Here is a 13,426-nt window from a genome sequence, read left to right on the forward strand (position 1 = left end):
CGTGTGGCGTGACTTCGGTCATGTTCGGGGTAGTCCGGTGGCCGCCACCACGTAGAGCGGGGCGCTGCTCGGCTACTGCTGGGGTCAGGCGACCCGTGGGCGCCCTCCGGCTGCGCTGGCGTGTCGGGACGGTGCGGCTCCACGGGGACACTCGGTCGGTACAAAACAAAACGCCGGGCAATGCCCGGCGTCTCGTAATGCCTCCGGTGGGGAGGCGACCTGCCTTCGTCGGTCAGAACTGACCGCCGAAGGTGAACTGCAGCCGTTCGATTTCGTCGCCGTCTTCCTTCTTGAGCGGGAAGGCGTAGCTGATCGAGATCGGGCCGACCGGTGCGCGCCACAGCAGCGCCACGCCGGTGGACACACGCAGCTCGTTGGCCTTGAAGTTGTCCACCCCGGTGTACACGTTGCCGAAGTCCAGGAACGCCGAGATGCGCGCCGAGGGGCTGTCGAACAGACGCGGGAAGTAGGCTTCGATCGAGCCGACGGTCTTCAGCGAACCACCCAGCGGCTGGCCATTGGTGTAGCCATTGATGGCTTCCGAACGCGGGCCCAGCGTGTTGTCTTCGAAGCCGCGCACCGAGTTGGTGCCGCCGGCGTAGAAGTTCTCGTAGAACGGCAGGCCCGTGGCAGTCACGGTCTTGCGGTAGTCCGACGAGGACGTGTTGCAGTCCACAGTCTGCACCGGGTTGGGGTTGGCGGCGGACGGCGGGGTATAGCAGAGGTCGCGGGTGACGTCCTTGCCGTAGCTGTCGCCGTAGCCGATTTCCGCACGGGTGTTGATCACCAGCGAGGGCATGATCGGCCAATACTTGGAGAACTGGTAGTTCAGCTTGTAGTACTCGACCGTCGAGCCCGGCAGCGTGGTTTCCAGACCGACGCGCTGGTAGGTGCCGCGGGTCGGCATGAAGTAGTCGTTACGGGTATCGCGCGCCCAGCCCAGCTCGGTGCGCCAGGAGTGGAACGTGCGCTGGCCGACGGCATTGATGTAGTCGACGATCGCCTGCGGCGTGGCGCCCTGGTAGGTGGTGATCTGGTTGCTGTCGATGCCGAACATCAGCGAGACGGTGTCGTTCTCGGTGATCGGCACGCCGAAGATCATCTGCGCCGCACCGTTGGTGCTGTTGTACTGCGCGGTGTTGAAGTCGGAGTAGTCCAGTTCGCGCCAGGACAGGTTGTAGCCCAGCGAGACGCCGTCATCGGTGAAGTACGGGTTGGTGTAGGAGAAGCCGTAGCGCTGCAGGTAGCTGCTGCGCGAGGCTTCGACCGACACGCGGTTGCCGCCGCCGAGGAAGTTGTTCTGCGACAGCTGCACCGAGGTGGTCATGCCGTAGGACTGGGAATAGCCCAGGCCGAACACGAAGCTGCCCGAGGTGGTTTCCTTGACGTTGTAGACCACGTCCACCTGGTCATTGCTGCCGGTGACCTGCGGGGTTTCCACGTCCACCGCCTCGAAGTAGCCCAGGCGCTGCAGACGGATCTTGGAGCGGTCGATCGCGGCCTGCGAGTACCAGCTGTTCTCGAACTGGCGCATTTCGCGACGCAGCACTTCGTCGGAGGTGCGGGTGTTGCCCTTGAAGGTGATGCGACGCACCTGCACGCGCGGGCCCGGCACGACCTGCATGTTGATCGCCACGGTACGGTCGGCGCGGTTGCTGGTCGGGATCGGGTTGACCTTGGCGAAGGCGTAGCCGATGTTGGACAGCGAGTTGGTGATCGCATCCGAGCTGAATTCCAGCAGCGCACGCGAGAACGTGTCGCCGGACTTCTGGATCACCATGCGCTCGACATCTTCCTGCGGGAGGATGGTGTCGCCGGTGACCTTGATCTCGGAAATCTTGTACTGCTCACCCTCGGTCACGCCGGCGGTGATGAACATGTCGCGCTTGTCGGGGCTGATCGACACCTGGGTGGAGTCGACGCTGAAGTCCACGTAGCCGCGGTCCAGGTACCAGGAGTTGAGCTTTTCCAGGTCGCCGGAGAGCTTTTCCTTGGAGTACTGGTCGTCGCGGCGGTACCACGAGGCCCAGTTGTGCTCCTTGGATTCCCAGGTTTCCAGGATGTCCTCGGAGGCGAACTTCTCGGTGCCCACCAGGTTGACGTGCTGGATCTTGGCGGCCTTGCCTTCCTTGATCGCGATGGTGATGTCCACGCGATTGCGGTCCAGCGGGCTCACGGTCGGGGTGATGTCGACGTTGTATTTGCCGCGGTCGTTGTACTGACGGCGCAGTTCCTGGGTCACGCGGTCCAGGCTCAGACGGTCGAAGGTGCCGCCCTCGGTCAGGCCGATGTCGCTCAGGCCCTTGAGCAGCTGGTCGCTCTTGATGTCCTTGTTGCCGGTGACGGTCAGCTTGTTGATCGCCGGGCGCTCACGCACGGTCACCACCATGATGTTGCCCTGGCGGTCGATCTGCACGTCTTCGAAGAAACCGGTCTTGTACAGGGCGCGGATGGTCTCGCCGACCTTGTTGTCGGTCAGGGTGTCGCCACGCTCCACCGGGAGGTAGGTGAACACGGTACCGGAGGTGATGCGCTGCAGACCATCGACACGGATGTCGCTGACGGTGAAGGGCTCGGCTGCCTGCGCCAGGGCGGGCACGCCGAAACCGGCGGCGAGTGCGAGGGCAAGCAGGCGGCGATTGGGGAGTCGCGTCATGTCACGTCCGGTTGGAGTCGATTTCAACATTGCGGGATGCCGGCGTGTAAGACGACGACAAAAGAAAAAAGTTCATCGCTGGGCCAGACCGAGGATGTCGTTGTAGAACGCCAATCCCATCAGTCCCGCCAGCAGCGCCAGGCCGATGTACTGACCGGCGGCCATGGCGCGCTCACTGAGCGGGCTGCCCTTGACCAACTCGATAAGGTAATACAGCAGGTGCCCGCCGTCCAAGATGGGGATGGGCAGCAGGTTGATGATGCACAGGCTCAGCGACAGCAGGGCCAGGAAATACAGGAACCAGTCCACGCCGCGCTTGGCGGTCCCATTGGCCACCTGGGCGATCGTGACCGGCCCGGAGACGTTCTTCAGGGAGGCGTTGCCGGTCACGATGCGGCGCATCATGCCCAGCGAATCGCCCGCCAGACGGGCGGTTTCGCGCAATGCCACCGGCACGGCGGCGAACGGGCCGAACCTCAGCTCGGCGTCGTAGGCCGGGGCATGGCCCTGCGGGAAGGCGATGCCGAGCTGCCAGGTCGCCTGGCCGCGGGGGTCCTTGCCTGCCTGGGGGGTGACCTCGAGCGCCAGGCGTTCGCCGGCGCGCAGCACGTCGATCATGCCCGGGCCGCCGCGCTGGCCCAGGGCCAGCACCTGCGCCGGCACCTGGTCGGCGGCCTCGATGCGCTGGCCGTCCACGGCCACGATCAGGTCGCCCGGCAGCAGCACCCCGTCGGCGGCCGAGCCCGGCACCACGCTGTCCACCAGCGCCGGCTGCAGCCAGTACTGCCAGTTCAGGCCCGCCAGCACCGGCACGCGGCGCTCGTCGAAGCCGGCCGGCAGCTGCGACAGCGGCAGGGTGCGGGTCCGCTGCTGGTCCTGCGTGTCCAGCACCTCGACCTGCGCATCCTGGCGGTCCATCGCGGCGGTGGTCAGGGCCATGCTGGCCTCGCCGGCGGTGACGACGTCGCGCCCGTCCACCCGCAGCACCCGGTCGCCGGCCTGCAGGCCTGCGGCCTGGGCCATGCCGGTGGTGCGGCCGATGGTGGCCGAATAGTCCTGGCGGCCGATCACGAACATCGCCCAGAGCAGGAACACGCACAGCAGCAGGTTGGCCAGCGGGCCGGCGGCCACGACCGCGATCCGCTGCCACACGGTCTTGTTGTTGAAGGCCTGCGAGCGCTCGGCCAGCGGTACCTCGACCTCGCGCTCGTCGAGCATCTTCACGTAGCCGCCGAGCGGAATGGCGGCGATCGCGAATTCGGTGCCGGCGCGGTTGCGGCGCATCCACAGGGGGCGGCCGAAGCCGACAGAGAAGCGCAGCACCTTGACCCCGCAGCGGCGGGCGACCCAGTAGTGGCCAAACTCATGGAAGGTCACCAGCAGCCCAAGGCTGACGATCATCCACCAGACCGATCCGATGAAGTCACCCATGAGCGATGGCAGAGTAAGAGGGAGCGTCGGGCATTCAGGCGGGGTCGATGGCGGCTTCGGTGATCTGGCGGGCACGGCGGTCCGCGCTCAGCAGGACCTCCAGTGTATCGGCGGACTCCACCGACAGTGTTGACAGAGCGTTAGCCACCAGCGCCGGAATGGCAAGGAAAGCGATTCGACCCTGAAGAAACGCTGAAACCGCGACTTCGTTGGCCGCATTGAGGATGGCCGGGGCGGTGCCGCCGGCGGCCATCGCCTGCCAGGCCAGCGCCAGGCAGGGGAAGGCGTCGGTGTCGGGCGCCTCGAAATCCAGCCGGCCCTGGGTCAGCAGGTCCAGCCCGCCGACACCCGATTCGATCCGGCGCGGCCAGCCCAGGCCCACGGCCAGGGTGGTGCGCATGTCCGGCAGGCCGAGCTGGGCCAGGGTGGAGCCGTCCACGAACTCGACCAGCGAATGGACCAGGCTCTGCGGGTGCACCAGCACGTCGATGCGCTCGCCGGGCACCTTGAACAGGTGGTGAGCCTCGATCACTTCCAGGCCCTTGTTCATCAGCGTCGCCGAATCGACCGAGATCTTCGGGCCCATCGACCACTTCGGGTGCGCCACGGCCTGGGCCGGAGTGACCTCCGCCAGCTCGGCGCGGCGGCGGCCGCGGAACGGCCCCCCCGAGGCGGTGAGGATGATGCGGCGCACGCCGGCACCGTCCAGGCTGGCGTCGCAGGAGCGCAGGCACTGGAAAATGGCGCTGTGCTCGCTGTCGATCGGGATGATCTCGGCGCCCGCGGCGGCGGCCTGGCGCATCAGCAGTTCGCCGGCCAGCACCAGCGATTCCTTGTTGGCCAGCAGGATGCGCTTGCCGGCCCGGGCCGCAGCCAGCGTGGACGACAGCCCGGCCGCGCCGACGATGGCCGCCACCAGGGTGTCGCAGGCGTCGCTGGCGGCCAGGGCATCCAGCGCGGCTGCACCGGCATGGGCCTCGGTGGCCAGCCCGGCGGCCTGCAGGCCGGCGCGAAGGGCCGGATACAGGGTCTCGTCGGCGATCACGGCGTGATCGGGCCGGTGCGCCACGCACAGCGCCACCAGGGCGTCGACCTGGCGGCCGGCGGCCAGCACGCTGGCGCGATACTGGTCGGGATGGCGCGCCATCACGTCCAGCGCGGATGCGCCGATCGAACCGGTGGCGCCGAAGACGGCGACCTGGCGGGGGGCGTTGACGCTGGTCATGCTCAGAATCCGAAGATTTCCTTGCCGAGGGCGAACACCGGCAGGGCCGCCAGTACGCCATCGACGCGGTCCAGCACGCCGCCGTGACCAGGAATGATGTGGCCGGAGTCCTTAGCGCCGGCGTGGCGCTTGATCAGGCTCTCGAACAGGTCGCCCAGCACCGAGGCGAACACGGTGACCACTGCGGTGATGGTCAGGCCCACCAGATGGCCGCTGTCGACCCCGGCCAGGACGCCGAAGCCCAGCGCCACCAGCAGGCCGGCGACCATGCCGCCACCCAGGCCTTCCCAGGTCTTGTTGGGGCTGATCCGCGGTGCCAGCTTGGTGCGACCGAAGGTGCGGCCGGCGAAGTAGGCACCCGAATCGGCCGCCCACACCACCGCCAACGCGGTCAGCAGCCACAGGTGGCCATTGCTGCCGCTGGCATGGATCAGCACCAGCGAGGCCCAGGCCGGCACGATGGCCAGCGTGCCGGCCAGCAGCTTGAGCGCGCGCGCCGGGCTGCTGGGGCTGGCGCCGAAGTTGAAGAAGCGCAGCCAGACCAGGGCCAGCACCCACCAGCCGATGCCGATCAGGGCGGCGATCTGGTACAGCACCAGCGAGCCGTCGCCGGCCCACACGATCAGCACCATCAGCACCAGGTTCAGGACCAGCAGGACGGTGCGGGCGAGGGTGTCGTCGACGTCGGCCAGCTTCAGCCATTCCCACAGGCCGATCAGGAACACGGCAGCGGCGGCGGCGGCCAGCCACGGGGTCGGCAGCAGCAGGATGGCCGCAATGGCGACCGGCGCCATGATCAGTGCGGCGATGACTCGGGTTCTGGTCATGGGGTCGTGGTCTCGGTGGCCAGGGCGGCGATCTGGGCGCTGGTCAGGCCGAAACGACGTTCACGCGCGGCATAGGCATCCAGGGCCTGCTGCAGGACGGCGGCGTCGAACTCGGGCCACAACACGTCGGTGAACCACAGTTCGGTATAGGCCAGCTGCCACAGCAGGAAGTTGCTGATGCGGGTGTCGCCACCGGTCCGGATGAACAGGTCCGGCGGCGGCAGGTCGGCCAGCGCGATGCGGCTGCCGAGCATGGCTTCGTCGATCTGCTCGGGCAGCAGGCGGCCGGCCGCCACTTCGGCGGCAAGCTCGCGCGCGGCCTGCACGATGTCCTGGCGACCGCCGTAGCTGGCCGCGATGTTCAGGGTCATCGCGCGGTTGTCGGCGGTGCGCTGCTCGGCCAGCTGCATGCGGCTGACCAGGCCGGCGCCGAAGCGCTGGCGGTCGCCGATGAAGCGCACGCGGACGCCACGACGGTGCAGTTCGTCCACTTCGCGGTCGAGCGCATTGAGGAACAGCTTCATCAGCGCATCCACTTCCTCCTGCGGCCGTCCCCAGTTTTCACTGGAGAAGGCGAACAGGGTCAGCACGGCAATGCCGCGCTCCAGGCAGAAGTCGATGGTGCGGTTGACCGCGCGCGCGCCGGCACGATGGCCGATCACGCGTGGGCGACGACGCTTCTGTGCCCAACGCCCGTTGCCATCCATGATGATGGCGAGGTGGCGGGGCAGGGGCGCGGCAGGGCCGCTGGACGGGGCTGAGGTCATGGGGGCTCAGACCGCCATCAGTTCCTTTTCTTTCTCGGCCACGACACTGTCGACGTCCTTGATGGACTTGTCGGTCAGCTTCTGGATGTCGTCTTCACCGCGCTTCTTGTCGTCTTCGCTGATCGACTTGTCCTTGAGCAGCGCGGCGATCGCCTTGTTGGCGTCCTGGCGGATGTTGCGGATGGCGATCTTGGCGCCTTCGCCTTCCTTCTGCACCTGCTTGCCCAGCTCCTTGCGGCGCTCTTCGGTCGGCGGCGGCAGGTTCAGGCGGATCACAGTGCCGGCCACGTTCGGGGTCAGGCCGAGGTCGGAGGCGTAGATGGCCTTCTCGACGTCCTTGATCATGCCCTTGTCGAACAGGGTGATGACCAGCGAATGGCCTTCGGACACGCTGATCGAGGCGACCTGGTTCAGGGGGGTGTCGGTGCCGTAGGCCTTGACGGTAATCCGGTCCAGCAGCGACGGCGATGCGCGGCCGGTGCGGATGGAGGTGAGGGTGTGCTTCAGAGCATCGATGCTCTTTGCCATGCGCGTCTGCGCGTCCTGCTTGATATCGTTGAGCATCGCCCGAATCCTGGATGTAACTGGAATCGGGCGATTATAGGCGAATACGGGCCGATACCGGGCCCATCGGGGCCAGTTCCGCCCCGCTGCGTGTGCTGCGGTTGCGGAATCGGCGCCGTTTGCCGGGGCGGCCGGGTTCAGGCAGCGGTATCGCGGCCCTGCACCAGGGTGCCGATGTTCTCGCCGTGCAGGATCTTCAGCAGCTCACCGGGCTGGCCCATGTCGAACACGCGCAGCGGCAGGTCGCTGTCGCGCGCCAGTGCGAAGGCGGCGGTATCCATCACTTCCAGGCCGCGGCGAATCACTTCGTCGTAGCTGAGGGTGTCGAAGCGCACGGCATCGCTGTACTTGTTGGGGTCCTTGTCGTAGACGCCATCGACCTTGGTGGCCTTCAGCAGCAGGTCCGCGCCGATCTCGATCGCGCGCAGGGCAGCGCCGGAGTCGGTGGTGAAGAACGGGCTGCCGACGCCGGCGGCGAAGATCACCAGGCGGCCCTTTTCCAGGTGGCGGATGGCGCGGCGACGGATGTAGTCCTCGCACACATCGTTGATCTTGATGGCGCTCATCACGCGCGCCTTGGCACCGAGCTTCTCCAGGGCGTCCTGCATGGCCAGCGCGTTGATCACGGTGGCGAGCATGCCCATCTGGTCGCCGGTGACCCGGTCCATGCCGCCAGCTGCCAGGCCGGCGCCGCGGAAGATGTTGCCGCCGCCGATGACGAGGGCGACTTCCGCCCCGGCCTGCTGGGCTTCGAGCACTTCACGCGCCAGCCGGTGGATCACCTTGGGGTCGATGCCGTAGTCCTCGTCTCCCATCAGCGCCTCCCCGGAAACTTTCAGCAGGATGCGGCGATAGGTGAGATTGGACATGGTGGCCTCTGGATGCGTGGAAAACGCGGGAATTCTACTGGAAGCCGGGCCGCGGAGCAGGATTATTTTGCTGCACTGCGGCGCCCGTGGCGCGGCCGCCCGGGCGGTGTCGCACCCGCCCCGGTCAGGCCGGGGCAGAGCTCGGCGAGCGAGCGATGACGCGGTTGCGGCCCAGATTCTTGGAGCGGTACAACACGTCGTCGGCGGCCTTCAGAAGGTCCTGAACATCGGCAAAACGCTCGTAGCCGCCCTGGGTGGCCACGCCGGCCGAGAAGGTCACGAACAGGGGGCCTCCCTCCAGTTCGGCCATCGGGGTGTTGACGATGTTGGCCAGGACCCGGCGCACCACTTCCAGCGCCACCGGTTCGGTGGTGTTGGGCAGCAGGGCGATGAATTCCTCGCCGCCGAAGCGGGCCACGGTGTCACTGTTGCGCAGCTGTTCCTGCAGCTTGCTGGCGAACATGCGCAGGACCTGGTCGCCCATCAGGTGGCCGTGGGCGTCGTTGATCTTCTTGAAGTCGTCGAGGTCGATGAAGGCCACCGACAGGGGCCAGCCATGCCGGGTGGCGCGCAGGAACTCCTGTTCCAGCACGGCCTCGAGCTGGCGGCGGTTGAGGACGCCGGTCAGGGCATCGCGATGGGCCTGCTCGGCCAGCCGGTTGGCGCGCGCCTCGAACTCATCGGCGCGCTTGCGGGCCTGGGCGGCGTCCTGCATCTCGCGCAGGTTGCGCAGGGTGGCCAGTTCCTGGGCGTGGTCGATCAGCTGCTGGACGCGCGCCGGGGAGAACAGGGGGGTCTCGAACAGGGCGCCGATGTCCGGCAGTGCCTCGCTGATGCGGGCCAGGACCTGGTCGAACTGGGCGCTGTCCAGCTGCAGCTTGGCGTTGACCAGGTGCAGGGCATGTTCCCGCGCCGCATCGGCGTCGCGGCTCAGCCAGATGTCGGCCACCGCGCCCGAGACGGCGACGCAGGCCTGGAAGGTGTCTTCGGTGGCCTCGGGCTGCTCGCTGCGCGCGATGCTGTCGACCAGGTAGCGCGGCAGTGCCCACGCGTCGGCGATCCAGGCGCCGACGTCGGCATGGCTGCAGTCGAGGTGTTCGCGCTCGAGCGCCACCAGCGCTTCGTTGTCGGCGGCCTGGCGCAGCAGCGGCAGGTAGCGCTCCGGCTCGGCCTGGGCCAGCGCAAGCACACCGATGTCCTGCAGCAGGCCGGCCAGCATCAGCTCTTCGGCCTTGCGCAGGCCGCGCGCCTGGCCAAGCAGGCTGGCGGCGAGGGCGCTGAGAATGCTGCGTCGCCACGCGCGTTCGCGCAGGTCCTGCCCTTCGCCCGGGCCGGTGAGGCCCTGGGTGACGGTAAAGCCGAGGGCGAGGCTGACGGTGGCGTTGAGGCCGAGCATGGTCAGCGCCTGGCCGAGGTTCTCGATCCGGCGACGGCTGGCGTACAGCGGCGAGTTGGCGATGCGCAGCATGCGTGCGCTCAACGCCATGTCGATGGCGATGATGTCGGCGGCGGTGGTGATGTCCGCTTCCGGGTCCTGCGCCAACTCGATGATGCGCAAGGCGATACCGGGCGGCGAGGGCAGGTTGCGGCAGAGCGCCAGGGCGGCTGTCAGCTCGGGAGGCATGGCGGGGCTATTGATGTGTTGTGGCAAGAATACATGGTGTGCGTCACAGATTTGATCGTGGATTCTTGCGTTGTTATGGAAACTGACGTTGGCAATAGTGCGCCGATGCGCCATGCAAGGCAAAACCAGTGGGCAGACTGCATGAGGCAGGCGCGGCAGGTTCTTTGGTAACACATCCGCCGGCGAATGGGGGAAAGTCGGGTGGGCGCGGGGGGCGTCGCGCACGGCCGATTGCGTCATGGGGGCCGGTGGGCGCTACCATTCGCGCTCTCATTCTCAAGGACGCTGCCCCATGACCGTGAAGTCGCTTCAGGAATTCCTGTCCACCACGCAGGAAAAGGATGTCAGCGCCGATGCGTTCGAGCTGGAAAGCCCGCGCATGCTGGAGGTGCGTGTCGATGGGCTGGTGTGGGCGAAGGCGGGGTCGATGGTGGCCCGCAAGGGCGGGGTGAAGTTCACCCGCCAGGGCATCCTGGAACAGGGGCTGGGCACGCTGCTGAAGAAGATGGTGAGCGGCGAAGGCCTGCAGCTGATGAAGGTGGAAGGGCAGGGGCGGGTGTACCTGGCCGATGCAGGCAAGAAGGTGACGCTGCTGCGCCTGGCGGGCGAGTCGATCTTCGTCAACGGCAACGATGTGCTGGCCTTCGAAACCGGGATCGAGTCGAAGATCACGATGATGAAGAAGGTGGCGGGGATGCTGTCCGGCGGGCTGTTCAACATCAAGTTGAGCGGGCACGGGATCGTGGCGGTGACGTCGCACTACGAGCCGATGACGCTGCGGGTGACGGCGCAGGGCGGGCCGGTGTTCACCGATCCGAATGCGACGGTGGCGTGGTCGGGTTCGCTGGCGCCGGAGGTGGTGGCGGACGTGTCGCTGGGCACGCTGGTCGGCCGCGGCTCGGGCGAGAGCCTGCAGATGAAGTTCGCCGGCGAAGGCTGGGTGGTGGTGCAGCCGTACGAGGAAGTGTCGTTCCAGTCCAAGGGCTGAGGCGGTTGTGCGGTTGCGGTTGCGCTGGCAACTGCAACTGCAACTGCAACTGCAACGGCAACTGCAACGCGTCGTTTGGCCCCGGGGTGGGTCGGCGTGGGCGGGTTGGCGTGACACGCCGTGAATACGTCCATGTAGGCTTGTCGAAAACATCCATGTTTTCGACAGTCCCGCCAACCCACCCACGCCAACCCTCCACACATTGGCGGTGTGCAGAGAGAAGGCGGCATGCCGCGCAAGAAACGCCCCTTGCATGCCGCACGCCTGCACCTATGCAGAGGAGGGCGGGCAGCCCCATGCGGGACTGTCGAAAACATGGGTCCGGCGCATGCGCCGGACGGGGTGGGCAGGACGCCCAGCCCAGGCCTTGCCGCAGGCGCAGGAAAGCGCATGCGTGCAAGTTTTCGACAAGCCCCCAGGGATGGGTTTACGGCGTGTCCCGCATGGGGTTGCCCGTCCTCCTCCTCGCGCGGAAGATCAAGACGCTGCTCTTCGCAGAAAACACCCAGATGCCACCCACAAAAAAACCCGGCCGAAGCCGGGTTTTTTCGTTATCGCGCCAGCGCCGAAGCGCAGGCGGGATGGATCAGGCCAGACCGGCCTGCTTCATCACTTCGGCCGCGTAGTCTTCCACGACCTTCTCGATGCCTTCGCCAACGGCCAGGCGCTTGAAGCCGACCACGTCGCCGCCGGCAGCCTTCAGCACCTGCTCGACCGACTGGTTGGTGTCCAGCACGTACGGCTGGCCGTACAGGGTCACTTCGTTGACGATCTTGGCGATCTTGCCGCTGATGATCTTTTCCAGGATGTCGGCCGGCTTGGACTTGTCCTTGTCGGACATCTTGGCCAGTTCGATTTCCTTTTCCTTCGCCACGAAGTCGGCCGGCACATCGGCAGCCTTGTTGTGCGGCGGGTTCATGGCAGCCACGTGCATGGCCAGGCCACGGGCCAGGTCGGCGTCGCCGCCGGCGAGTTCAACCAGCACGCCGATGCGGCCGCCGTGCACGTAGGCAGCGACGTTGTTGGTCGATTCCAGGCGCACGATGCGACGCACGTCGACCTTCTCGCCGACCTTGGCGATGACGGCGGCGCGGGCTTCTTCGACGGTCTCGCCGGTCGGCAGCTTGGCGGCCTTCAGCGCGTCGATGTCGGCAGCGCCCGAGCTCAGGGCGGTGGCGGCAACGGCCTTGGTGAAGTCCAGGAAGTTGCTGTCCTTGGCGACGAAGTCGGTTTCGGAGTTGACTTCGACCAGCACGGCCTTGTTGCCGTCCTGGGCGGCCACGATGATGCCTTCGGCAGCAACGCGGTCAGCCTTCTTGTCGGCCTTGGCCAGGCCCGACTTGCGCAGCCATTCGGCCGAGGCGTCGATGTCGCCGCCATTTTCGGTGAGTGCCTTCTTGCACTCCATCATGCCGGCGCCGGTGCGCTCGCGCAGTTCCTTGACCAGGGAAGCAGTGATTTCCACGGGATTTCCTCACGAAAGAAAGGGGTTGGGCCGGCATGGTGGCCGGCCCGTGTGACAGTGTCCTGTCGTCGCGCCGTCGGCAGCGGACAGGATCGGTGGGCGCGTGGCGCCCACCAGGGGCCTGGATCAGGCCTGGGCTTCGCCCTTGTCGGCAGCGGCCTTCTTGGCCGGAGCGCGGCGAGCCGGCTTGCCTTCTTCGGCGGCCGGGGCTTCGGCGAACTCTTCTTCACGGACGGTGGCAGCGTGCGGGGCAGCAGCCTTGCCTTCCAGCACGGCGTCGGCAGCGGCGCGGGCGTACAGCTGCACAGCGCGGATGGCGTCGTCGTTGCCCGGGATCGCGTAGTCGACCAGTTCCGGGTTGTAGTTGGTGTCGACGACAGCGATCACCGGGATGCCGAGCTTCTTGGCTTCCTTGATGGCGATGTCTTCGTGGCCGATGTCGATGACGAAGATCGCGTCCGGCAGACGGTTCATGTCCTTGATGCCGCCCAGCGAGGCTTCCAGCTTGTCACGCTCGCGACGCAGGCCCAGCACTTCGTGCTTGACCAGCTTGTCGAAGGTGCCGTCGGTTTCGCCGGATTCCAGTTCCTTCAGGCGGGCAACCGACTGCTTGACGGTACGGAAGTTGGTCAGGGTGCCGCCCAGCCAACGCTGGTTCATGAACGGCATGCCGCAACGCTCGGCTTCTTCGCGGATCGACTCGCGGGCGCTGCGCTTGGTGCCCAGGAACAGGATGGTGCCGCGCTTCTGGGCAATGCTGGAAATGAAGTTCATCGCGTCATTGAAGAGCGGAACGGTCTTTTCCAGGTTGATGATGTGGATCTTGCCGCGGGCGCCGAAGATGTACTGGCCCATCTTGGGGTTCCAGTAACGGGTCTGGTGGCCGAAGTGGACGCCGGCTTCCAGCATCTGACGCATGGTGACCTGGGGCATTGCAATACTCCTGAGTGGGAACCGGCCGCCACGGGTAATAGATGGGCGGTCCGCCGTGAGGCGGGAGGTTCCGGGGT

General features: G+C 66.8%; 11 protein-coding genes. 1 reads left to right on the forward strand and 10 read right to left on the reverse strand.

The genetic code is table 11. The features are described from left to right. Positions 1-232: 232 nt before the first annotated feature. The 8 genes from bamA to ACO6VK_RS03365 form a co-directional block, all read right to left on the reverse strand. Positions 233-2,656, reverse strand: coding sequence for an outer membrane protein assembly factor BamA (gene bamA / locus ACO6VK_RS03330; protein WP_422505564.1), 2,424 nt, complete (start codon positions 2,654-2,656; stop codon positions 233-235). A gap of 72 nt (positions 2,657-2,728) precedes the next feature. Beyond that, entirely contained in the window at positions 2,729-4,087 is a 1,359-nt protein-coding gene (gene rseP, locus ACO6VK_RS03335; protein ID WP_422505565.1) for an RIP metalloprotease RseP, read from the reverse strand. Positions 4,088-4,121: 34 nt separating this feature from the next. Beyond that, on the reverse strand, positions 4,122-5,312 hold the full coding sequence (locus tag ACO6VK_RS03340) for a 1-deoxy-D-xylulose-5-phosphate reductoisomerase (protein ID WP_422505566.1): 1,191 nt from the start codon (positions 5,310-5,312) through the stop codon (positions 4,122-4,124). 2 nt (positions 5,313-5,314) lie between these two features. Next, positions 5,315-6,139: a phosphatidate cytidylyltransferase gene (locus ACO6VK_RS03345; protein WP_422505567.1), complete on the reverse strand. Its 825-nt coding sequence runs from the start codon at positions 6,137-6,139 to the stop codon at positions 5,315-5,317. Then, positions 6,136-6,906, reverse strand: coding sequence for a polyprenyl diphosphate synthase (gene uppS / locus ACO6VK_RS03350; RefSeq protein ID WP_422505568.1), 771 nt, complete (start codon positions 6,904-6,906; stop codon positions 6,136-6,138). The genes ACO6VK_RS03345 and uppS overlap by 4 nt, the downstream gene beginning before the upstream one ends. A 6-nt stretch (positions 6,907-6,912) precedes the next feature. After that, on the reverse strand, positions 6,913-7,470 hold the full coding sequence (frr, locus tag ACO6VK_RS03355) for a ribosome recycling factor (RefSeq protein ID WP_017355310.1): 558 nt from the start codon (positions 7,468-7,470) through the stop codon (positions 6,913-6,915). Between the two features lie 137 nt (positions 7,471-7,607). After that, positions 7,608-8,339, reverse strand: coding sequence for a UMP kinase (pyrH, locus tag ACO6VK_RS03360; protein ID WP_411850440.1), 732 nt, complete (start codon positions 8,337-8,339; stop codon positions 7,608-7,610). 124 nt (positions 8,340-8,463) lie between these two features. After that, on the reverse strand, positions 8,464-9,963 hold the full coding sequence (locus ACO6VK_RS03365) for a GGDEF domain-containing protein (protein ID WP_422505569.1): 1,500 nt from the start codon (positions 9,961-9,963) through the stop codon (positions 8,464-8,466). Between the two features lie 292 nt (positions 9,964-10,255). Here ACO6VK_RS03365 and ACO6VK_RS03370 point away from each other — a divergent pair, with 292 nt between their 5' ends. Further along, positions 10,256-10,951 (forward strand): AIM24 family protein, encoded by a 696-nt coding sequence (locus ACO6VK_RS03370; RefSeq protein WP_411850442.1) that lies wholly within the window; start codon positions 10,256-10,258, stop codon positions 10,949-10,951. A 586-nt stretch (positions 10,952-11,537) separates the two neighbouring features. On the opposite strand, the gene tsf is transcribed toward ACO6VK_RS03370, so the two are convergent. Further along, positions 11,538-12,416: a translation elongation factor Ts gene (gene tsf / locus ACO6VK_RS03375; protein ID WP_422505570.1), complete on the reverse strand. Its 879-nt coding sequence runs from the start codon at positions 12,414-12,416 to the stop codon at positions 11,538-11,540. A gap of 126 nt (positions 12,417-12,542) precedes the next feature. Further along, positions 12,543-13,349 carry a 30S ribosomal protein S2 gene (rpsB, locus tag ACO6VK_RS03380; RefSeq protein WP_422505571.1) on the reverse strand — a complete coding sequence of 269 codons (807 nt, stop codon included), beginning with the start codon at positions 13,347-13,349 and terminating at the stop codon, positions 12,543-12,545. Between the last annotated feature and the right edge of the window lie 77 nt (positions 13,350-13,426).

Source organism: Stenotrophomonas sp. GZD-301 (genome assembly GCF_049310345.1).
Taxonomy (GTDB): domain Bacteria; phylum Pseudomonadota; class Gammaproteobacteria; order Xanthomonadales; family Xanthomonadaceae; genus Stenotrophomonas.